The organism is Parahaliea mediterranea, from assembly GCF_003402235.1.
Taxonomy (GTDB): domain Bacteria; phylum Pseudomonadota; class Gammaproteobacteria; order Pseudomonadales; family Halieaceae; genus Parahaliea; species Parahaliea mediterranea.
Genome location: NZ_QEWO01000006.1, coordinates 64305 through 85381 on the forward strand (window position 1 = coordinate 64305; position 21077 = coordinate 85381).

Here is a 21077-nt window from a genome sequence, read left to right on the forward strand (position 1 = left end):
CTGCGCCCATGCAATTACCCGACAACCCACGGCATGTAATCGCCTGGCTTATCCTGCTGGCCGGGGCGCCGCTGCTGGCCTGGACGCACTGGCTGGACGCCTACTCCATGACCCAGATCAAAGCGTCTCTCACCAGCGCTGGCCTTTTTTACGCCACGGCCCGGGGCATCAACGGCATTGTGTCTGTCATCCAGGCCACCGAGCTCAACCTGCCCTTCCTGACCCTGGGGGTGGGTGAGATTCTGGACCCGGTGAACGACCTGATCGAGCGCTTCTCCGGCATTATTCTGTTTGCCCTGGGTTCACTGGCGCTGCAGCAGATTCTGCAATTCATTGTGGTTCACGATGGCTTCAATGCCCTGCTCACCGGCATCAGCCTGCTGACCATGGCCGCCCTGCTGACCCGGCAAACGGCCTACTTTGCCACCCTGCTTAGGCTGTTTATTCTCACGGTGTTTATCCGCTTTGCCTTTGCCCTGGTGATCATCGCCAACCACTGGGTGGACACCACCTTCCTGCAAGCCCAGGACGAGGCCCGGCACCGGGCCATGCAGACCTTCGAGAGCGAGCTGAAGAGCATTCAGGAGCTGAGCCAGCAGTCAGCGGATTTTGGCGGCGAGATTGCCACCCTGGATGCCCAGTCCGCCACCCTGCAGGACGAGATTGCGGCGCTGGATCAGCAGATTGCCAATGTGCAGGCGCAAATCCGCCAGCGGGAGGCGCAGCTGGAGAAGCAGATGGCCGACGAGAGCCTGGTGTGCCGAGGCTCGCTGGGGCTTACCAACTGCTCGGCTGCGCTGCGGGCAAGCCAGGGCGAACTGGGCGCGCGCCAGCGCGAGGCCAGCCGTTTACAGGCCACCCGGAAGGTAAAAAGCGAGGCGCGCCAAGTTGCCCGGCAGCAAGCAGACTGCCTGCAAAAGCGCGAGCGTGGCGAGCGCTGCAGCCTGCTTGATCTGGTGCCGGAGCTGCCGGATGTGAATCAGCTGCGCAGCCAGCTGGACGCACTGGAGGGCAGAATCAGCGACTTCACCAATAACCTGGTGATGCTGCTCACCTCGATGATTCTGAAGGCCGTGCTGATACCGCTGCTGTTTTTGTACACCCTGGTGCAGGTCACCCGGCGCCTGTGGCAACACACCATCGACACCCAGCGGCGGCCAGCGCCGCCACAGGCAGAGCAGCCCTGACAGCCCGTACAAATACCTGATAGACAATCGGCACAACGATAACAAGAGGAACGGCCCCATGGGCGCAACCACCCGCTTTACCCCGCTGGCCGCCTGCCTGGCGCTGCTTGCCTGCAGCGATGCCAGCGACCCGCCGCCACCCGCCCCGGTCGGGCCCGCGTCCCTGCTCACCGTGCGCGGCGCGGCCGCGCCGGAAGGCGAGGCCGGCGGCATGGGGCGGGTGGTGTTTCCGGTGTTTCTCGATCAGCCCCAGGCCAGCGACATCACGCTGTATTACCGCACGGTGGATGGCGAAGCCACAGCCGATGAAGACTACCTGCCCAAGGACGGCCACCTGACCATTGCCGCAGGCAGCACCCGCGCCGAACTGACCGTGGAAACCCTGGGCGATGCCGAGCCGGAGGCGGCCGAGCGCTTTACCCTGGCCTTGACGGTAGAGGGCAATGCCCGGCTGGCCAGCGAGCGCGCCACTGGCACCGTGGCCAACGACGACACCGACTGCAGCGCCCCCTTCAGCAAAACGCCCAACCCCTGGCGGGTGAGCCCGGGCAGCGACCCGCTGAACTACGCCCACCGGGGCGGGGTGATCGATTTCCCGGAGAACACCCTGTACGCCTACTACGAAGTGGCCGCCGCCGGGGCGGATGTGCTGGAGATGGACGTCTACCAGACGGCGGATAACGCGCTGGTGATCCTGCACGACCTGGACGTGGACCGCACCACCAACGGCAGCGGCCAGGTGGTGGACCTCACCCTGGCCGAGTTGCGCGAGTTGGATGCGGCCTACTGGTTTGTGGCCGGCCAGGGCACGCCCCACGATGCCCCGGCCTCGGCCTACACCTTTCGCGGCATAGCCACTGGCGAGCAGCCGCCGCCCCCCGGCTACCGGGCGGAGGACTTTCGCATTCCCACCCTGGAGGAGGCCCTGCAGGCCTTTCCCCACCACCTGATCAACATCGAACTGAAGCCCGACCTGGACGGCGCCGGCAAATACGAACAGCAGATTGCCGAGACACTACTGCGCTACGGGCGCACCACGGATGTGATTGCCGCCTCCTTCGTGGACGAGGCGGCCAACAACTTCAAGGCGGTGGCGCCCTGCGTATTTACCTCGGTGCCGCTGGACCAGGGCACCGGCCTGGTGCTGGGCAGCCAGGGCGATGGCGATATTCCACCGGTGTCGGAGCATGTGGCCTTCCAGGTGCCCCCGGATACCAGCCAGATCCAGCAGGTGCCCGAGGGCTTCTTCCTGCGCGTGGTGACGCCGGACTTCATCCGCGACGCCCACGCCGCCAACCTGGCGGTGCAGGTGTGGACCGTGAACCAGTGCGAGGAAATGCTGGAAATGATCGACCTTGGCGTGGACGCCATCATGACCGACAGGCCGCTGCTGCTGGCCTCCCTGCTGGCCACCGAGCCGGGCCAGCGCCGCTGCGATTAACGCGCGGCGCTGTTACGGTGGAACCGGGGCGATGAACATTGCCGACGGAACAGTGGCGATGGTGGCATCGCCGCCCGGCTTACCGTAACCTGCCGGGACATTCTCGGGGCCGCCATTGTGATTGCCATTGCTCGCCGTTTTGCTCGCCTTCTTTCTACCAGCCTCTCTCGTAATTTTGTCTATCGCTTGTTGGCCCGGCGCAGTATCGCCGGCCTGCTGCGCCGCTGCGCCCCGCCTCTGCTAGGCGCGGCGGTGGCGGCAAGCGGCCCCGCCACGGCCTGGGCGCAGAACGCGGGCACGGTAGACAGCCCCTGGGTGCGCAACATCAACGCCGAAGCCACCAAGGCCCTGGGCGATGCCGGGGCCCTGGGGCTGGCGGCCATTCCCCTGGACGGGCCGGGCCAGGCACAGTACCTGAACGCCGATACGCTAATGAGCCCGGGCTCCATCGTGAAGGTGATTACCACCTACGCCGCGCTGGAAATACTGGGGCCCAATTACCGCTGGGACACCACCCTGCTCACCGATGGCCGCATTGAAGGCGAGGTGCTCAAGGGCAACCTGTACCTGCGCTTTGGCGGCGACCCGAAACTCACCATCGAGCGGCTGTGGACGACGCTCGGCGAGTTGCCCGGCATGGGCATCCGGCGCATTGACGGCAACCTGGTGCTGGATGGCAGCCACTATCGCCTGGCCGCCGGGCAGCCGGCCTTCGAGGACAACGGCGACAACCCCAACGCCCCCTTTCTGGTGGCGCCCTCGCCCTACCTCAGCAACCTGAACCTGCAACAGTTCCACCTGCTGGCCGACGAGCGCGGGGTGCGCGCCTGGGCGACCCCGGCCCTGCCGCAGGTGGCCATCGACAACCAGGTAAAGGCGGCCCCTGCCGGCACCTGCCCGGGGCGCGACGACTTCACCTGGCAGCCGGTGGCCAGCGGCGATGGCCGCATTACCCTCACCGTCAGCGGCACGTTGCCGCGCAACTGCCGCAGCAGCACCTACCTGTCGCTGCTGCCCCAGGCCACCTATTCCGCCGCGCTGATACGCAAGCTGCTGACAGACTATGGCGTGGCAATCACTGGGCAGGATGCACTGGCCAGGGCGCCCGACACAGCCCGCGAGCTGGCCAGCACCACCTCCCCCGACCTGGTCACCATGGTGCGCGATGTCAATAAATGGAGCAGCAATGTCATGGCCCGCTCGCTGCTGTTGACCATTGGCGCCCACACCCGGGGCGAGCAGGAGCAAGATGACGTCGCCGCCGGCCTGCGCGCCCTGCGCAGCTGGCTGGAATCCAAGGGCGTGGACACCGCCGGCCTGGTGATCGACAACGGTGCCGGCCTCAGCCGGGCCAGCCGCCTGACACCCCGCCAGGTGCTGCAGCTACTGCAGCAAGCCTGGCGCAGCCCCTTTGCGGTGGATTTGCTGTCGTCCATGCCCATCATCGCCACCGACGGCACCATGACCCGCCGTCTGCGCAACACCGCCCTTGCGGGCGAGGGGCGCATCAAGACCGGGTCGCTGGATCATGTGCGCTCCATCGCCGGCTTTGTGCGCGACCGTAACCAGACCACCTGGGCGGTGGCTGCCATGGTCAACCATAACCCGGCCTGGAACGGCCAGGCAGTGCTGGACAAGGTGCTGTACAACCTGCACTACAAGCCTCCAGCCTCCTGAGCTGGACGAATCTCGAGTCGGCAAGGTTTTTAGAGTCCGACTGGACTGAATAGCGCCATAAAAAACTGGCTGAAAAGTCGAAAAAATCCTGTGCCGGCGCTGGCGCCCAGGAAAGCTTCTGCTAGGCTTAGTCGCGCTGGGGTCGCGGTGGACGCTCCCAGCCCAACGATCCCAAGCCGATAGTGACCGGAGCACATCATGAACACACGTACGTCATATAGCAGTGGCAACAGGGGGCTATGGGCCACCCTGGCGTTGCTGGTTCTGACCCTGGCTGTCCCGCTGGGCGCCCAGGCCCAGGACAAAAAACCGAACATCCTGGTGATTTGGGGTGATGACATCGGTGAATCCCAGATCAGCGCTTACACGCGAGGCATGATGGGCTACCAAACCCCTAACCTCGATCGCATAGCGAACGAGGGCGTGCTGTTTACTGATGCCTACGGCCAGCAAAGCTGTACCGCTGGCCGCGCCAGCTTCATCCTTGGCCAGGAGCCTTTTCGCACGGGGCTTTTGACTATCGGCATGCCTGGCGACGATCACGGTATTGCCGAGTGGATGCCCACCCTGGCCGATGTCCTCAAGGAACAGGGCTACGCAACTGGCCAGTTCGGCAAGAATCACCTGGGTGACCAGGATGAGCACCTACCCATCAATCACGGTTTTGACGAGTTTTTCGGCAACCTCTATCACCTGAACGCGGAAGAAGAACCCGAGGGTTACTTTTACCCGAAGGACCCCGCGTTCAAGAAAAAATATGGCCCCCGCGGCGTCATCAAGGCCACGGCTGACGGCAAGATCGAAGACACCGGCCCGCTTGACTCGAAGCGCATGGAAACCATCGACGAAGAAATTTTGGCCGCAACCAAGGATTTTATCCAACGCCAGGTCAGTGCCGACAAGCCCTTCTTCACTTGGTTTAACTCCACGCGCATGCATATCTTTACCCACCTGAAAGAAGAGTCGTATGGCAAAACCGGGATGGGTATCCATGCCGACGGCATGGTGGAACATGACGGCCACGTTGGCCAGCTGCTGGACCTGCTCGACGAGCTGGGAATTGCCGACAACACCATCGTGGTCTACAGCACTGACAACGGCGCCGAAATTGGACTGTGGCCCGACGGTGCAATGACCATGTTCCACGGCGAAAAAGGCACCACCTGGGAAGGCGGCTTCCGGGTGCCCATGATGGCACGCTGGCCTGGTGTTATTGAGCCAGGAACGGTGTCCAATGAAGTGATCTCCAATATCGATTGGTACACCACGCTGGCAGCGGCCGGCGGCGCCACCAACATCAAAGAAGATTTGCTGAAAGGTACTCGGCTTAACGGCAAACGCTTCAAGGTCCACCTGGATGGCTATAACTTTGTGCCCTACTTAAAGGGTGAAGCAGACAAAGGCCCCCGCGAGCAGATCTTCTATTTTGACCAGGGCGGCAACCTGAATGCGGTTCGCTGGAATGACTGGAAAGTCTCCTTTGCAGTCAACGACGGGAATATCGCCACCGGTACTCGTAAAGTTACCGCCTGGGCCGGCATCACCAACCTGCGTATGGACCCGTATGAGAAAGCCGCTGAAGAAGGTGCTGGCTACCTCGATTGGTACGGTCGCCAAATGTGGCTATTGGTGCCCATCCAGCAGCAGATCAAGAATTTCTTCTCGGACTTTACCGACTACCCTTACCAGGCCGGTTCGTCATTGAATGCCGGAAACATCAACTACGGACTATTGCGCCAACAGGACGCGATGAAGCGCCTTAAAGAAATGGAGTCCATGAAAACGCGCTAGGCGCGCTTTACAGCCCTGCTGTAATTCACGACACTTTGAGGGGGCGCTTTGCGCCCCCTTTTTCGTATCAGCGGCACAACCCGGCGCCTGCCTTGCGAGCACCCAATCACCAAGGGACGGACCAGAACCATGAGCACCCATCAACAGATCCTTGACCTCAAGCAGCGCCTGTCGGGCACCATCATTGGCCAGGAGTCCGTCATCGACAACCTCCTCATCGCCCTGCTGGCCAACGGTCACGTGCTGCTGGAGGGCCTGCCGGGGCTTGCCAAAACCCGCACCATCAAGATGCTGGCGGCCAACCTGGAAAGCGACTTCAGCCGCATCCAGTTCACCCCCGACCTGCTGCCCAGCGACATCACCGGCACCGAAATTTACATCGCCGAAGCCGAAGGTCAAAAGTTCCAGTTTCAGCCCGGCCCCATCTTCGGCAACCTGGTGCTGGCAGACGAGATCAACCGCGCCCCGGCCAAGGCCCAGGCGGCCCTGCTGGAGGCCATGGAAGAGCGCCAGGTGACCGTGGCCGGCAAAACCCACACCCTGCCCGCATTGTTCCTGGTGCTGGCCACCCAGAACCCCATTGAGCAGGAGGGAACCTACCCCCTGCCGGAAGCGCAGATGGACCGCTTCCTGCTGCACATCACTGTCGACTACGCCAACGACGACGACGAGCGCGCCATTTTACGCCTGGTGCGCGGCGAGGATGCCGGCAGCGGCGCAGCCAGCGCGCCGCAGATTCCCGCCCAGGCGGTGCTGGATGCGCGCCGGGAAGTGCTGGCCGTGGAAGTATCCGACGCGGTAGAGCGCTACATGGTGGCCCTGATTGCCGCCACCCGGCGCCCGGGTGAATACCATGACGCGCCCTTTGCCGAGTGGATTCAGGTGGGCGCCAGCCCCCGCGGCACCCTGGCGCTGGACCGCGCCGCCCGCGCCCACGCCTGGCTGGAAGGGCGCAACGCCGCCACCCCCGACGACGTGAAGGCGGTGCTACAGGCCTGCTTGAGCCACCGCATCATCCTCACCTACGAGGCCGAGGCCGAAGGCGTCACCCCGGCCCAGGTGCTGGCCAGCATCGTGCAGCACGTGGCCGTGGCCTGAGGACCACCAGCGCAGCATGGCCAGGCCACAACGCAACAACGCCAGCAAGGCGAAACCCGCGGGCGCCTATACCTGCCTGCAGGACCTGCTCAACCTGCGCCACCGGGCGCGGGGCTTCAGTTTCCTGCCGCGCCAGCCGGTGCATTCGCTGCTGGCCGGGCGACACACCTCGCGCCTGCGCGGCCGCGGGCTGAACTTCGAAGAAATCCGCCGTTACCAGCCCGGCGATGATATTCGCCAGATTGACTGGAAGGTCACTGCCCGCACCCGCCGCACCCACAGCCGGGTCTTCACCGAAGAGCGCGAGCGCGTCACCCTGCTGGTGGTGGACCAGCGCATCGGCATGTTCTTTGGCAGCCGCAAGCGCATGAAGTCGGTCACCGCTGCCGAGGCCGCGGCACTGGCCGCCTGGCGCGTGCTGGAGCAGCAGGACCGAGTGGGCGCGCTGATCTTCAACGACTCAACGCTGATAGAAGTGCGCCCCCAGCGCAGCAGCGGAGCGGTGATGCGCATCCTGCAGCACATCGTGGAGCAGAACCACGCGCTGGACCTGAACAGCGGCATCCGCAGCAACCCCGGCATGTTCAACGAAGCCCTGCGCCGCTGCGACCGCCTGGCCAAGCACGACGCCCTGGTCTGCATAATCAGCGACGGCGCCGGCCAGGACGAAGAGAGCCGCCACCTACTGACCCGCATTGCCCACCGCAACGATGTGCTGTTCGGCTTTGTGCACGACCCGCTGGAGGCCGACCTGCCCGCCGCCGGGCCGCTGGTGTTTGAAGACGCCGGCGCCCAGCTGGAAGTGGACACCAGCCAGAGCCGGCTGCGCGAGCGCTACCGTGAGGATTTTGCCGCCGCCCGTGCCAGCGGCCGCCACTTCCTGCTGCACCGGGAAACGCCGGTGATCCCCCTGTCCACCGCCGAGGACGTGGCCGAACAGGTACGCCGCCGCCTGGGTGGCGTGCGAGCGCGATGAACAGCGACCCCACCAGCCTCGCCAACCTGCACGACATTGTGGTGCCGGCGCCCGTGCCCCTGTGGCCCCCGGCGCCCGGCTGGCTGTGGCTGCTGGGCTTTGTTGCCATTGCCCTGGTGTGGCTGGCCCTGCGCGCCTTCAGCCGCTTCCAGCGCAACCGCTACCGGCGCGAAGCACTGGCGGAACTGGCCGCATTGCGCGCCGGCGAGCAGCCTCCTGCCACCCGTCTGGCCGGCCTGTCCATTGTGTTAAAGCGCACCGCTCTCACCGCCTATCCCCGGCAGGACGTGGCCCAGCTGACCGGCGCCGACTGGTTCCGGTTTCTGGATGAGACCGGCGGCACCGCCTTCAACTCCGGCCTTGGCCAGGCGCTGGAAGACAGCACCTACCGCGCCGCAAATGGCAACGGTAACGGCGACGGGGATACAGGCCAGTTGGAACGGCTGTTCGCCGAAACCGCCCACTGGATTCGCCGCCACCGCCCGCCGGCCAGTGCCAGCGAGAATGCCAGCACTAGCGACGATGCCGGCGAGAACGTCAGCGAAAACAAGGACGAGGGCACAGCGCCGTGAGCAACCTGACCCTCGCCCATCCCTGGCTGCTGCTGGTATTGCCGCTGCCACTGCTGTTCTGGTGGCTGGTGCCGCCCCACAGTGAACCGCGCCGCGGCCTGGTGGTGCCTTTTTTGCCGCGCCTGGCCGCCGTTGTGGGGCGCGATCCCTCCACTGGCGCCGCCATTGCCCGTGGCAGCCTGTGGCGCTGGCTGGTGGTGGGGCTGTGCTGGCTGTGCGCGGTGCTGGCCCTGGCCCGTCCCCAGGTGATCGAACCGCCGGTCACCCGCGAACAGCCGGTGCGCGACCTGCTGCTGGCGGTGGACCTGTCCGGCTCCATGGCCACCCGCGACTTCAAGGATTCTTCCGGCACCACCGTGGACCGGCTGAGCGCCGTCAAAGCCGTGCTGGATGACTTTCTGGCCCGCCGCCAGGGCGACCGCGTGGGGCTCATCTTCTTTGGCAGCGCTGCCTTTGTGCAGGCGCCTTTCACCGAGGATCTCAAGGTCTGCCGCGAACTGCTGGACGAGGCCCAGGTGCGCATGGCCGGGCCGCAAACCGCCTTCGGCGATGCCCTGGGCCTGGCCATCAACGTGTTTGAGCGCAGCACCGTGGAAGAGCGCGTGCTGATCGCCCTCACCGATGGCAACGACACCTCCAGCCAGGTGCCGCCAGAGAAAGCCGCCCAGATCGCCGCCGATAAGGGCATTGTGATTCACACCGTGGCCGTGGGCGACCCGCGCGCCGCCGGCGAGGATGCCCTGGACGAGGTGACCCTGAAGAAAGTGGCCGCCGCCACCGACGGGCTGTACTCCCACGCCACCGACCGCCAGCAGCTGGAGGCCATCTACGACCAGCTCGACGCCCTGGAAACGCGCAAGGTAGATACCCTATCCCAGCGCCCGCGGCGCGACGTGTACTGGTGGCCGCTGGCCCTGTCGCTGATCGTCTCCATCGGCTACCTGGGCACCGGCCTGCTGTGGCGCTACTACCGGGCGGCACATCGCTCGGGCGGTGCAGGCGGCTCACGTGGCTTAGGCGGCGCGGGCCTGGCCGCCGCGGCCCCGGTGGGGCTGCTGATGGCCATCGAGCAGTTTCATTTTATTCGCCCCCTGTGGCTGCTGGCGCTGTTCCCCGCCGCGCTGCTGTGGTGGGCCCTGCACCGCCAGAGCGACGCCGGCCGCGCCTGGCGCGGCATTATCGATGCCCACCTGCTGGCCCTGCTGTGGGGCAACGAACAGCGCCGCCGTCGCCTTGGCCCGCTGGCCTGGATTGGCCTCAGCTGGCTGGTGCTGATCATCGCCATTGCCGGGCCCAGCTGGAAGCACGAGCCCTCGCCCTTCGCCGATGACACCGCCGCTTTGGCGATTGTGGTGAAGGTGTCGCCATCGATGGAAACCGAAGACGTGCAGCCGAGCCGGCTGGAGCGCGCCACCCTGAAAATCCACGACCTGCTGGCGGCCCGTGGCCAGGCCAAAACGGCGCTGATCGCCTACGCCGGCAGCGCCCACCGGGTCATGCCAGCCACCGGCGACGCCGGCATCATCAACACCTTCGCCCAGGCCCTCACCCCGCAGGTCATGCCCGAGACCGGCGACGCCGCGGCAGACGCCCTGGCCCTGGCGGAGCAGAGCCTGGCGGAGGCCGGGGGCGGTTCCATCCTGTGGATTACCGACAGCATTGCGCCGGAGCAGGCCGCGCCACTGGCCGCCTGGCGCGATGCCTCCAGCGTGCGGGTGCGCCTGTGGCCGCCGCTGCTGCCGGGCAAGGAGCGCGACGACCTGGAACAGCAGGCCAGGGTGGTGCGCGCCTCGGTGCAAACCCTGAGCGCCGACGACAGCGACGTGCAGGCGCTGGCCAATGCGGCCCGCTTCGCCCAGAGCTTTGGTACCGGCGAGCAGACGCGCTGGGCCGAAAGCGGCTACTGGCTGACGCCGCTGCTGGTGCTGATGACCCTGGTGTACTTCCGCCGCGGCTGGATGGTGCCGCGGGGGCTGGGCGCATGATGCCCCGCCTCACTCAGCACCAGCTGGGCGCGGCCGCGCTGGCCGCTGGCGCCCTGGTGCTCATCATCGGCACCTGGCGCAACCCGGAATTCTGGCGCAGCGATGACCAGCGCGGCGACCGCCTGATGGCCCGGCAGCACTACAAGGCCGCCGCCCAGGCCTACCGGGACCCCTGGCGCAAGGCGGTGGCCCAGTATCGCAACGGCGACTTTGAAGACGCCGCCCGCACCTTCGCCCGCGTGCCCGGCGCCGATGGCGCCTTCGACCAGGGCAACGCCTGGCTGATGCACGGCGCCTACGAGGATGCCGTGAAAAGCTACGATCGTGCCCTGGGCTTTCGCCCGGGCTGGAGCAAAGCAGAAGAGAACAAGGCCCTGGCCCTGGCCCGTAAAAAACGCATTGACGATGCCGGCAAGGACCGCGACCAGTCCCAGGCAGATGCCTACACACCCGATGACATCGCCTTCGACCAGAAGGGCGAGAACAAGCAGCAACCGCCCAAGGATATGAACCAGCCGGTGCTCTCCGACGCCGAGTTGCGCACCACCTGGCTGCGCCGTGTGCAGACCTCGCCGGGCGACTTTCTGCGTGCCAAGTTCGCCTACCAGGCCGCGCACCAGCAGGATGCGCCGCCCCCCGACGCGGAGCCAGAGCCATGACCTGCCAGCTGGCCCAAAATATGCCCAAGCATGCGGCCATAAAAGCGGCTCGCCAGCGCGGCCGGCTGTGGCTGCTGCTGGCCCTGCTGTCACTGGGCGCTGCCGCCCAGCAGCCGGAGCCGGCGGTACGCACCCACCTGCAGGGCAAAGACCCACTGTGGGCCGGCCAGCGCATCTCGCTGATCGTGGAGCTGCTGGCCCCGGGGTACTTTGCCAGCGCCGCGAGCTTCGACCTGCCAGACCCCGACGGCGTATTGCTGATGCCCCCGGCGGATCACCCGATCGTGGACAGCCTCACCATCGACGGCACCCACTACTCCGTGCAGCGCCACGAGCTGAACCTGTGGGCCGTGCGCGACGGCGACCTGCAGGTGCCGCCGATTCATGTGCGCTTCCGCTACAAGCGCCACCCCCTGGACGAAGAGCCGGCCAGCGCCGCCGTCACCACCGAGGCCGTTACCTTCAGCGTGCAGCGCCCCCCGGGCTCCGAGGGGCTCGGGCTGGTGATCAGCGCCCGCGACCTTACGATAGAAGAGCAGTGGCAGCCTGAACCGGGGGGCGAGCCGGTGCCGGCCGGCACCGCCTTCAAGCGCAGCATTCGCTTCAGCGCCGCCGATGTGCCGGGCATGGTGTTCCCGCCCTTCCCCGGCGGCGCTATCGAGGGCCTGGGCATTTACACCAAGCAGCAGGTGCGCGACCGCAGCAACCGCGGCACCCTCACCGGCGCCCGGGAAGACACCATCACCTACCTCGCCAAACGGCCCGGCCAGTACACCATCCCGGCGGTGCGCTTCCAGTGGTTTGACCTGTCCAGCGAGCAAATCCAGACGCGGGAGTTCCCGGCGCGCACCCTGAACGTGATTGCCAACCCGCAACAGGCGTCAACCAACGCCGCCGGCGGCGCTGCCACGGGCGGCCTGGACCGCCGTACCGCTGGCTACGCCGCTGCCGCGCTGCTGATGCTGGCAGGACTGGGTGTGCTGGTGTATCGCCACGGCGCCCGGCTGCTGGCGCCCTTTCGGCCGGTGCGCCTGCAGGCCCTGAACCCCACCGAACAGGGCCGGGGCAGCGCCAGGCAGCCCGGGCGGCCAAGGCCACCAGGACAACAAAGCCGCTAAGGTCAGTCCCCGCGCGGGCGAAACGCGAGAATTGCGCCGTCCGCCAGGGTGGCGAGATAGAGATGGCCGTCGCGCACTACGTACGAGCGCACGTATTCCAGCTCATTCAGAAAGCGGCCATCGAGTGAGCCTGGGCCACACAGGCGGCGCGTGGTGGCCACCGGCCCGAAGCGCAATTGCCCACGGCCGGCGGACTCCCAGCGACCGCTGCCCCGATTGCAGTCCACCTGCAGCGCAACAGCGCCATCGGCCTGGAAGGTCATGGCAAACACCGCCCCGGCAGCGGGGGCCACCTCGCTGTCGTCCATCGACTGGATGTTCACCAGTTGCCACTCGGTGCCCACTAGGTCGGCAACACTGCCACTGTTGTTTACCACAGCCGCCTCGGCGGGCTCCCTTGCCTTGAGCCCGGCGGTGCGCCAGTAAACGTAGACGCTCTGCTCGGCCAGGCGGAAAATCAGCCCCTGCTCGCCCAGGCCAGACTGGCGATAGGCGGGCCGGCCCTCGCTATCGCGATAGTTGCCTGGCGTATCGCCGATGGGGCGCAGGTCATAACGGGTGCCATCTTCCAGTGCAATGCTCACCGCGCCCTGGCGCTGGCTAAAAGTGCAGGGCAACACCTTGCTGGCCTGTTCCTCGCCCTTGGCATACACCTCGCAGCGCGCCTGGGTAAAATCCGCCAGCGCAGGTGCAGCGGCCGCCGCTGCCAGCAGGCCTACCATGCAGAAAACGTGTTTCATTCGCTCACTCCCTACAGAACCTACTGCCAACCAAAGCTCGAAGCCACCGGTGATCGTTGGCTACACTGTAGGCTGCCCCGCCCAAAACGCCAAACCCCACCGGAGCCTCCATGAAAAACCAGCAGAACCCGGGTATTTCGCAGGCCATCCTGCAGGAATTCGTGGACAACGAACTGCCGCTGATCCAGCGCGCCCTCGCCGAGGTCAAGGCCGGCAACACCCTGTCTGCGGGCGAAGTGGAAGTGCTCTACCAGCACCTGGACAAAATCCGCCACTGGTACGACGTGAGCTGGGAAATCCCACAATACAAAGATTTGCTGGCCAGGGTGATTGAAAGTTACGACGAGATTGCAGCGCTGGCGCTACGCAATGAAGGCTGATGCACGCGCCCTAAAACTCCGGCCCCACCGTAATGTAAATCTGGAACGAATCGTCGGCATCATCCAGGGGGAAGCCCAGGTCCATCCTCGCCAGCCCCACGGGTGAGCGCCAGCGCAGGCCGAAGCCGGTGCCCACTTTGGCGTCGTAGTCCTCCCAGCGGTTGAAGGCGTTGCCGGCATCCACGAAAAAGGCGGCGCTGACGTTGGGCATGAAGGTGTATTCGTACTCGACGCTGGCCACCAGCTGGCCGCGGCCGCCGGTGATGGCGTCTTCCGGGAACAGGGTTTCGAACCCGTAGCCACGCACGCTGCGCACGCCGCCGGCGCGAAATTCGTAGTACTCAGGCAACTCGTTGAAGTTCACTCCCAGCACTTCGCTGCTATCGGCGTCGCTGTAGCCGAGGGCGGTGCGCAGCAGGACGCGGTTGCGCTCGCCGAAGGAGCGAATCTGCCAGGTGTTCAGGCGCGCCTGCCAGAAGCTGATGTTGGAACCCAGGGATTCATCGGCGCCCAGCAGTTTCAAGTCGAAGTAATCGCCATTGTGGATGAACAGCCGGCTGTCGCTGCGCCGCAGGGTCAGGCGCAGGCTGGGCACCACCGCCTCGAAATCCGGCGCCAGGGTGTCGTAGGCGTCCTGGCCGATGACGTCGATGATGGCCTGCTGGCCGGTGCTGTCGAGGTTGCCAAACAGCACCTCGAACACGTCGTAGCTCTCCTGTACCAGGCTGAGTTCCACGGTCGGGTCCAGGGTGAATGAACCCAACCCGCGCAGGGGCCGTTGCCAGGCGGCGGTCAACAGGTTAGTGGCGATACGGGTCTCTCCGCCCTCGGAAAGATCAACATCCTCGAAGGTGAGGTCTTTGCTCTCGTGACGGGCACCGAGCACCACGCGGGTGTCGGTGAGCGGGTCCAGGGGTATCTGGTAGTTGAGGTCGCCCGCCAGCCGCTGGCGCTCTTCCACCACCCCCAGCCCGAGGTTGAAGTGCTGGCCACGGCTGCCAAGGTAGCGCCGTGTCCAGTCCAGCTGGGCGCCCACGCCGGTGTCGCTACCCCAGCCAAGGCGCCCGCGGTAACGGTTGGGAAGATAGGTATCCAGACGGATGGTCAGGGGCACGGCAGCACCACTGGCCTCGCCGGGCTCGATCTCCACTTCGCGAAAATAGCCGCTGCGGCTGAGCACACGGCGCTGCTCGGCGAGGCGGGCGGTGTTGTACACATCCCCCGGCGAGAGGATGAGAAAGCGGCGCAGGAAGTCGTCGTCAAAGCCCTGCTGCGCAAAGGCAATGGGGCCCACCACGTAGCGCCTGCCGGTGGCCACCTGCAATAGCACCTCGGCGGTGTAGGCCTGCAGGTTGACCTCGACCCGGTGCGCCACCAGCTGGGCATCGGTGTAGCCCAGCCGCTGCACGGCCTCCAGCAGCTCACGCTTGCTGTGCTCATAGGCCCGGTGATCCAGGGCATCGCCCTGCTGCAGGGGCAGGGTTGCGCCAATCTGGCTGAGGTCCGGATCGTTATCACCGTCACCGTCACCAACACCTTCGTACACCAGCTGCAGGCGGGTAACCGCCAGCTGGGGGCCGCTCTGCACCCGGTAGCCGGCCTGCCAGGTGTCTTCCCCCGCCACCGGCGGTGCAAGCTCGGCATTGATGACCGGTGCGTAGTAGCCAAAGGGCTGCAGGGCGCGGCCAATGGCGGCCGCGGCCTGGGCGTGCTGCTCGCGAATGGCCGAGGGCAGCAGCTGGGCGGCGGCGCTGTGCCTTGCGAGGGGAATGGCCGCCTGCACGTTCTGCAGGGCTTCCCCCGCCAGGCCCTGCACCGTCACGTTGACGGTGTCGGCCCGGGCGCTACCGGCCAGCAGCAGAAGGGCGACAAGCGCGCTGTAACAGGCTCTAGCGCTCATGGGTAATGGTCAGGTTGATGTTGTTGTCGGCTTCACCCACGTTGGCCTCAATGCCATAGCGCGGGGTGATGGTATACAGCGCGTTGAACTCGCCGGTCTCCTCCAGCAGGTTGAAGCCAAAGCCCACGTACAGCTTGGGGTGCAGGTAGGTGCCGTAGAGCTGCAGGCTGTCGGCGCCCGCCTCGGAGCGGCCGGTGAGCAGGTAGGACTGGATCTCCGCCGGGTCCAGCTGGGGGCGTGAAAACAGGTCCATGCGGGGCTGATCGAGGGTGCCGGTCACCTCGACGCCGGCGGCGCTCACCAACGGGTCGTTGTCGATCCAGCGCACCGCCCGCAGGTTGATCTCCGGCTCGCTCACCGGCACCCGGTCAAAACGCACCCGCCCGGTCTGGATATCCAGATCCTGGCCGAAGGCACGGAAGGTGCCATCCTCCACCGTCAGCTGGCCATCGGCCATCGGCAGCAGATCGCGCTGTCCGGGCCGGTTGATAAAGCGCACCCGGCCAGCCAGCCGGGCCTTGAGGCCCACCGCATTCACCTGGATGCGATCACCCAGCACCAGCTCCACGTCGCTGTCCAGACGGAAGGGCAGGCTCTGGTTGCTGGCCTCGGGGGCGGTCTCGGCGCCGAGAATCACCACATCCGGCGAGGGGGCGATGAGCGCCACGTCAACGCGGCTGTCCTCCACCGCCGCCGCGTCGCCCGCCGCCACGCCGGGGCTGATGCTCAGCCGGGGGGTGAGGTTCGCCCGCGGCACCACCACCTGGCCGCGCAGACGCAGCAGCTGGTCGGCCCAGTCAATCTGCAAATCCGGCGACAGGAGCACCCGGCCATCGTCGGTGTTGAAGACTTCCATCTGCTCGCCCTGCAGGCTCAGATGGGTGGCGCCGCTGCGCATGGACAGCGCGCCGGACAGCGCCAGCGAGCCGGGTCCGGAGCGCACGCTGCCATCCACCGCCAACCAGCCGGGGCGGGCCGGGTCGTCCCGCCAGTGCAGGGTGAGGTCCGCAAGGTTCAGGCCCGCCGCCGGAACCCGGGCACCGCCGCCGGCCAGCATCATGTCGCCCGCCACCAGTGGCTGCGCCAGCGTGCCGGACAGCAGCAAATCGGCATCCAGGCGCCCCTGGATATCCTCGACCTGGGGCAGCCAGGCCTGCAGGCCACCCAGTTCCCCCAGGCTGGCCTGCACGCTGCCGGATAGGGGCTGGTCCTCGGCCAGGGGCAGGCGATCCAACTCCGGCAGCGCCACGGTAACCCCCACGTAACCGCTCTCCAGCGGTTGCAGGCTGACAAAAGCCGCCAGCCCCTGCTCGCCAACGTCTACCCGCGCCCGGCCGCCGCCGTGGGGCATCACCTGCACCCCCGCGGGGGAGGCCACGCGCACCTGGCCCGGGCTCACCGCAAATTCGCCGTGGCCCTGCAGGCGGCCATCCGCCGCCAGGGCGCCCTGGAACTGGCCAGACAGCGTTGCCTCAAGGTCGGGGAGCCACTGGCCGAGGGACAGGCCATCGAGGCGGCCTTCGCCGGCGCTGCCGGTATCGGCAGACCACTGCCCGCTCAGGCAGGCACTGCCCTGGCTATTGCCCACGCCATCGATGCAGAGGTTTTGCAGGCTCGCCTGCCGCGCAGCCAGCAGCAGCGGCGCCGGCGCTTTCAGCCGCCAGTGGCCCAGGCCTTCGGCGGTGGCCTCCAGCTGCGCCAGCTGCCCCTGCCAGCCCTGCTCCCCCGTCGCCATGGCCGCCAGAGCGCCGTTCAGCTGGGTGTGCAGGGCCTGTGATTCACCGCGCAGGGTCAGGGTCAGGCTGTGCCCGCCGGTACTGCCTTCGCCGCTGAGCTGGGCGCTATCCAGCAGCACAATGCCGCCCTGCTCCAGCGGCCCCAGCTGCACATCCAGCACCAGCGGCGCATCGGCGGCGAGCCCCGCGTCGAGCTGCGCGCTCAGCTGCGACAGGCTGATGTCCTGCCACGCAAGGGCGCTGCCCTGCAGGCTGGCCTGTACCCGCGGCGCCTGCGCGCTGCCGCCGATATGGCCCTGGGCCTGCAGGTTACCGGCGGCCTGGGGGGCCAGGTTTTCCGGCTGCGGCACGGCCAGCGACCAGTCCAGCGCCAGGGCCTGGCTGGACAGGCTGCCGCTGGCATCCAGCCGGTTGTCGCCGTTGCGCAGGGCCAGGCGCTTCAGGTTCAGCGCATCACCCGTCACCGTGGCGCTCGCCTCACCGCTCAGGGGCTGGCCACCCAGGGCGCCGCGCAAGTGCTCCAGCACCAGTGCTGCCTGGGGGCCGGCCTCTTCCAGCGCACCGGCGCTGCGCAGGGCAAAATCCATGCGCCCGGCCAGCGCCGGCTGCCAGGGGCCGGGCTCCAGGCCCTTGCCGGATACCGCCAGATCCCAGCGCACCTGCGGCGCCCAGCCCGCCGTGCCGCTCACCAGCAGCTCGCCACTCAGCACATCACCGCGCAACGCTTGCAGTTGCAGTTGCCGGGTGTCGCCACTGGCCGCTGCCTGCCACTGGCCCGGCGGCAGCTGGGTGCCGGCCATGGCCGCCGCCAGGGTGAGTTGCCAGTCGGCCGGGCTGCCGCTGAAGACCAGTTCCCCCTGGGGGCTGGCGAAGGCGGCCTCGGGTTCACCCTGCCCGCTGGCAATGGGTAGGGGCCAGGCCAGGGCCTGCCACTGCAGGCGGGCGTCCACAACCGGCTCGGCATCAGCCGGCAGATCAATAGCGGCAGTGGCATTCAGGCGCAGGGGCGAATCGCCCAGCGCCAGTTGCAGGGCCGGCACGTCCAGGTGCCCGTCGCGATAGTGGGCGCGCAGCTGGCCCTGGATCGAAGCCTGATCCGGCAGCTGCGGGTTGAGCGCCTGCAACTCAACCCCGGTGGCCGCCAGTGACAGGTCCGCCGTCACGCCGTCACGCCAGTTGAGCGGGCCGCTGATGCGCAGCTGGTAGTTGCCGCTTTCGAGCTGCAGCGGCGACAGCGCCAGTGACTCGCTGTTGCCACTGCCCTGCAGGGCCACCGCCACCGCGTCTGCGCCAATGCCGCTCACCGCTGTTTGCAATGCCAGCTGGAAGGCATCAAGGCTGCCCTCGGTTTGCAGCCAGCCGGGCGCCAGGGTGAAATCACCCGGCTCGCCCGAACCATTGACAGAACCAGTGCCAGCACTGGCAAGCACCAGCGCCGGCCAGTCCAGCCGGGCCGACCAGGCGGGCAGGCCCAGCACATCGCGCAGCTCGGCCTGCAGGTTGATGGGCATATCACCGCCGCCGCGGTGGCGCAGCTGCAGGGCGCGCAGATCGCCCTGCACGCTCAACTGCCCCGCGCCACGGCGCTGATCCGGCAATTGCCAGTGCCAATCTACATTCAGCACCATCGGCAGGTGCTGGCGAAGGCCAAGCTCGGCAACCGCGCTCACCCCGCCCTGGGGCGCATCGAGGGCAAGGCGCGCCAGGGTGAGCTGCGAGCCCAACAGGCGCAGTTCGTCCAGTTGCAGGCGGTCCACCCGCTGCGGGGCCTGTACTGTCTGTGCTGCTGCACCAACCGCCGCCTGCGCTACTTCAATGTCGGTGACGGTGGCCCGGTGCAGTATCACATCCACCGGCAAGTCCAGCGCGGTGGGGTCGAAGGGCTCGCTGGGGGGCTGGGCTGCGTCGCTCTCACTCAGCACCACCCGCAGCCCCTGCAGATGCAGCGACTCCACCACCACCTGGCGCTGCCACAGGCGGGCGGGCCGCCAGTTGAGTGAGGCGCTGTCGACGGTGAGGGCAAGGCCCGGTTGCTGCACCTGCAGGCCGCGCAGTTGCAATTCGCCGAGCAGTTCACCCTGCAGCGAGCCCCAGGTAATGCCCTGTGGCAGCAAAGGCTGCACGCGCGCCACCAACCAGCGGGTGCCCCCCTCGGTGGCGCCCAACCAACACAGGCCCGCCACCCCCAGTACCGGCAGCAGGATGAGCAGGGCCAGGGGCAGCAACAGCCATTTTTTACGCAACGGGGGCACTTTTTACCGGCATCAGTGGTCTATCCTTGTAATCGCCCGCTGGCTGCACACGCCGCCAGCCGGCGTATCTGGGCCTGCCAGACGATCATACAGTGTAAGGATAACGCTCATGAAACATCGCTTCCTCATACCGGGCCTGCTGGCCCTGTGTACTGCCGGCGCCTATGCCATCGATCTCAACACAGACGCCCTCAAGAAGATGCAGCAGGAAGGCCACAAGATTGTGGAGGAAGAGGGCAAGTTCCGCGCCTTTGAACTGCCCAACGGCCAGTGCATGCAGGCTGCGGGCGACCCGTCCAAGGCCGGCGTGAACGTGGTGATGCGCAAATGCGACAGCAGCGCCAACAGCCAGAAGTGGCAGATCAACCCCAAGCAGCAATTGCTGAGCCACGGCGATATGTGCGTGGCGGTCAACGCCAAGGCACAGACCCCCGGCAGTAATGTGGTGCTGAAGACCTGTGGCGGCAGCAAGGATCAGCAGTGGCAGCTGGATGACAAGGGCCGGCTGAAGAACGGCTTCAACCATTGCCTGCAAGCCGCCAGCGGCAATGTGGTGACCGCCGCCTGCAGCGCTTCCCAGCAGCAGAAATTCGGCTGAGCCATGGCGGGCCAGCCGGCTCGCCTCACGCCTATCCCCAACCGAACTTTACGCCCCTGCCCGGCGGGGGTTTTGGCAGCCCGGGCGGGCTGCCAACGGCCGCGGCTCAGTCCAGGTCGGCGGCGCTGTGGCGCTCGGGCACCCGCAGTTCCTCTGGCCCCCATACGCGGTTGACCCGCTCGCCCCGCTGCACCGCAGCACGCCCGGCAATCTCCTTCGCCCAGCGCGCTACGTGGGTATAGGTACCGACGTCGAGAAATTCCTGCGCCTCGTAGATATTGCCGATCACCACCTGACCGTACCAGGGCCAGGTGGCCATGTCGGCGATGGTGTAGTCGTCCCCTGCCAGGAAGCGGCGCTCTGCCAGGTTGCGGTCGAGCACGTCCAGCTGGCGCTTCACTTCCATGGTGTAACGGTTAATGGGGTATTCGTACTTTTCTGGCGCGTAGGCGTAGAAGTGGCCAAAGCCGCCGCCGAGGAAGGGCGCGCTGCCCATCTGCCAGAACAGCCAGGACAGGCATTCAGCCCGGGCCGCCGGCGCCTCGGGCAGGAAGGCCCCGAACTTCTGCGCCAGGTGTACCAGGATGGCCCCGGACTCGAAAATACGCACCGGCTCTGCGCCGCTGCGATCCACCATGGCGGGAATTTTGGAGTTGGGGTTGGCGCCGACAAAGCCGCTGCCAAACTGGTCACCCTCACTGATGTTGATCAGCCAGGCGTCGTACTCGGCGCCGCTGTGGCCCGCCGCAAGTAGCTCTTCCAGCATCACCGTGACCTTCACCCCGTTGGGCGTGGCCAGGGAGTAGAGCTGCAGGGGGTGCTCGCCCACCGGGAGGTCCTTGTCGTGGGTGGGCCCCGCGATGGGGCGATTGATATTGGTAAAGCGGCCGCCGTCCTGGGCGTCCCACTGCCAAACACGGGGGGGTGTATAGGTGCTGCTGGCATCGCTCATGCGGTATTCCTCGCT

16 protein-coding genes are annotated in these 21077 nt (G+C 66.7%); 12 read left to right on the forward strand and 4 right to left on the reverse strand.

What is annotated here, in order from left to right; translation table 11 throughout:
- The first annotated feature begins 8 nt into the window (after window positions 1-8).
- The 10 genes from DDZ17_RS17725 to DDZ17_RS17770 all read left to right on the forward strand — a co-directional run bounded on the left by DDZ17_RS17725 (window position 9) and on the right by DDZ17_RS17770 (window position 12504).
- The gene (locus DDZ17_RS17725; RefSeq protein ID WP_157976713.1) at window positions 9-1187 is read left to right on the forward strand and encodes a hypothetical protein; all 1179 of its coding nucleotides are present in this window, start codon (window positions 9-11) and stop codon (window positions 1185-1187) included.
- A gap of 58 nt (window positions 1188-1245) precedes the next feature.
- Window positions 1246-2628 (forward strand): glycerophosphodiester phosphodiesterase family protein, encoded by a 1383-nt coding sequence (locus tag DDZ17_RS17730; RefSeq protein WP_116368318.1) that lies wholly within the window; start codon window positions 1246-1248, stop codon window positions 2626-2628.
- A 117-nt stretch (window positions 2629-2745) separates the two neighbouring features.
- Window positions 2746-4305, forward strand: coding sequence for a D-alanyl-D-alanine carboxypeptidase/D-alanyl-D-alanine endopeptidase (gene dacB, locus DDZ17_RS17735; RefSeq protein ID WP_206613590.1), 1560 nt, complete (start codon window positions 2746-2748; stop codon window positions 4303-4305).
- Window positions 4306-4503: 198 nt separating this feature from the next.
- Entirely contained in the window at window positions 4504-6096 is a 1593-nt protein-coding gene (locus tag DDZ17_RS17740; protein ID WP_116368320.1) for an arylsulfatase, read from the forward strand.
- Window positions 6097-6225: 129 nt separating this feature from the next.
- Window positions 6226-7194, forward strand: coding sequence for an AAA family ATPase (locus tag DDZ17_RS17745; RefSeq protein ID WP_116368321.1), 969 nt, complete (start codon window positions 6226-6228; stop codon window positions 7192-7194).
- A 16-nt stretch (window positions 7195-7210) separates the two neighbouring features.
- The gene (locus DDZ17_RS17750; protein WP_116368322.1) at window positions 7211-8170 is read left to right on the forward strand and encodes a DUF58 domain-containing protein; all 960 of its coding nucleotides are present in this window, start codon (window positions 7211-7213) and stop codon (window positions 8168-8170) included.
- Window positions 8167-8742, forward strand: coding sequence for a DUF4381 domain-containing protein (locus DDZ17_RS17755; protein ID WP_116368323.1), 576 nt, complete (start codon window positions 8167-8169; stop codon window positions 8740-8742). The genes DDZ17_RS17750 and DDZ17_RS17755 overlap by 4 nt, the downstream gene beginning before the upstream one ends.
- Window positions 8739-10727 (forward strand): VWA domain-containing protein, encoded by a 1989-nt coding sequence (locus DDZ17_RS17760; RefSeq protein ID WP_116368324.1) that lies wholly within the window; start codon window positions 8739-8741, stop codon window positions 10725-10727. The genes DDZ17_RS17755 and DDZ17_RS17760 overlap by 4 nt, the downstream gene beginning before the upstream one ends.
- Window positions 10727-11386: a hypothetical protein gene (locus DDZ17_RS17765; protein WP_157976714.1), complete on the forward strand. Its 660-nt coding sequence runs from the start codon at window positions 10727-10729 to the stop codon at window positions 11384-11386. Before DDZ17_RS17760 ends, DDZ17_RS17765 begins: the two co-directional genes overlap by 1 nt.
- Window positions 11383-12504, forward strand: a complete 1122-nt coding sequence (locus DDZ17_RS17770; protein WP_116368326.1) for a BatD family protein — start codon at window positions 11383-11385, stop codon at window positions 12502-12504. The genes DDZ17_RS17765 and DDZ17_RS17770 overlap by 4 nt, the downstream gene beginning before the upstream one ends.
- 2 nt (window positions 12505-12506) lie before the next feature.
- Here the strand turns inward: DDZ17_RS17770 and DDZ17_RS17775 are convergent, their stop codons facing one another.
- Window positions 12507-13244, reverse strand: a complete 738-nt coding sequence (locus DDZ17_RS17775) for an META domain-containing protein (protein ID WP_116368327.1) — start codon at window positions 13242-13244, stop codon at window positions 12507-12509.
- Window positions 13245-13354: 110 nt separating this feature from the next.
- Between DDZ17_RS17775 and DDZ17_RS17780 the strand changes: the two genes are divergently transcribed.
- Window positions 13355-13624, forward strand: coding sequence for a hypothetical protein (locus DDZ17_RS17780; RefSeq protein WP_116368328.1), 270 nt, complete (start codon window positions 13355-13357; stop codon window positions 13622-13624).
- A 10-nt stretch (window positions 13625-13634) separates the two neighbouring features.
- Here DDZ17_RS17780 and DDZ17_RS17785 read toward each other — a convergent pair whose 3' ends face one another.
- A complete protein-coding gene (locus DDZ17_RS17785; RefSeq protein WP_116368329.1) occupies window positions 13635-15524 on the reverse strand; it encodes an autotransporter assembly complex protein TamA in 1890 nt (629 codons plus the stop codon).
- Entirely contained in the window at window positions 15514-19503 is a 3990-nt protein-coding gene (locus tag DDZ17_RS17790; RefSeq protein ID WP_157976715.1) for a translocation/assembly module TamB domain-containing protein, read from the reverse strand. Before DDZ17_RS17790 ends, DDZ17_RS17785 begins: the two co-directional genes overlap by 11 nt.
- A gap of 118 nt (window positions 19504-19621) precedes the next feature.
- Here DDZ17_RS17790 and DDZ17_RS22505 point away from each other — a divergent pair, with 118 nt between their 5' ends.
- On the forward strand, window positions 19622-20110 hold the full coding sequence (locus tag DDZ17_RS22505; RefSeq protein ID WP_157976716.1) for an RICIN domain-containing protein: 489 nt from the start codon (window positions 19622-19624) through the stop codon (window positions 20108-20110).
- Window positions 20111-20216: 106 nt separating this feature from the next.
- Here the strand turns inward: DDZ17_RS22505 and yghU are convergent, their stop codons facing one another.
- Window positions 20217-21062, reverse strand: coding sequence for a glutathione-dependent disulfide-bond oxidoreductase (gene yghU / locus DDZ17_RS17800; RefSeq protein WP_116368332.1), 846 nt, complete (start codon window positions 21060-21062; stop codon window positions 20217-20219).
- Between the last annotated feature and the right edge of the window lie 15 nt (window positions 21063-21077).

Bases quoted from the DNA above. Each gene is read 5' to 3' on its own strand.
- DDZ17_RS17725 (WP_157976713.1), top strand. From the start codon at position 9: ATGCAATTACCCGACAACCCACGGCATGTAATCGCCTGGCTTATCCTG.
- DDZ17_RS17730 (WP_116368318.1), top strand. From the start codon at position 1,246: ATGGGCGCAACCACCCGCTTTACCCCGCTGGCCGCCTGCCTGGCGCTG.
- DDZ17_RS17740 (WP_116368320.1), top strand. From the start codon at position 4,504: ATGAACACACGTACGTCATATAGCAGTGGCAACAGGGGGCTATGGGCC.
- DDZ17_RS17745 (WP_116368321.1), top strand. From the start codon at position 6,226: ATGAGCACCCATCAACAGATCCTTGACCTCAAGCAGCGCCTGTCGGGC.
- DDZ17_RS17750 (WP_116368322.1), top strand. From the start codon at position 7,211: ATGGCCAGGCCACAACGCAACAACGCCAGCAAGGCGAAACCCGCGGGC.
- DDZ17_RS17755 (WP_116368323.1), top strand. From the start codon at position 8,167: ATGAACAGCGACCCCACCAGCCTCGCCAACCTGCACGACATTGTGGTG.
- DDZ17_RS17765 (WP_157976714.1), top strand. From the start codon at position 10,727: ATGCCCCGCCTCACTCAGCACCAGCTGGGCGCGGCCGCGCTGGCCGCT.
- DDZ17_RS17770 (WP_116368326.1), top strand. From the start codon at position 11,383: ATGACCTGCCAGCTGGCCCAAAATATGCCCAAGCATGCGGCCATAAAA.
- DDZ17_RS17775 (WP_116368327.1), bottom strand. From the start codon at position 13,244: ATGAAACACGTTTTCTGCATGGTAGGCCTGCTGGCAGCGGCGGCCGCT.
- DDZ17_RS17780 (WP_116368328.1), top strand. From the start codon at position 13,355: ATGAAAAACCAGCAGAACCCGGGTATTTCGCAGGCCATCCTGCAGGAA.
- DDZ17_RS17785 (WP_116368329.1), bottom strand. From the start codon at position 15,524: ATGAGCGCTAGAGCCTGTTACAGCGCGCTTGTCGCCCTTCTGCTGCTG.
- DDZ17_RS22505 (WP_157976716.1), top strand. From the start codon at position 19,622: ATGAAACATCGCTTCCTCATACCGGGCCTGCTGGCCCTGTGTACTGCC.
- yghU (WP_116368332.1), bottom strand. From the start codon at position 21,062: ATGAGCGATGCCAGCAGCACCTATACACCCCCCCGTGTTTGGCAGTGG.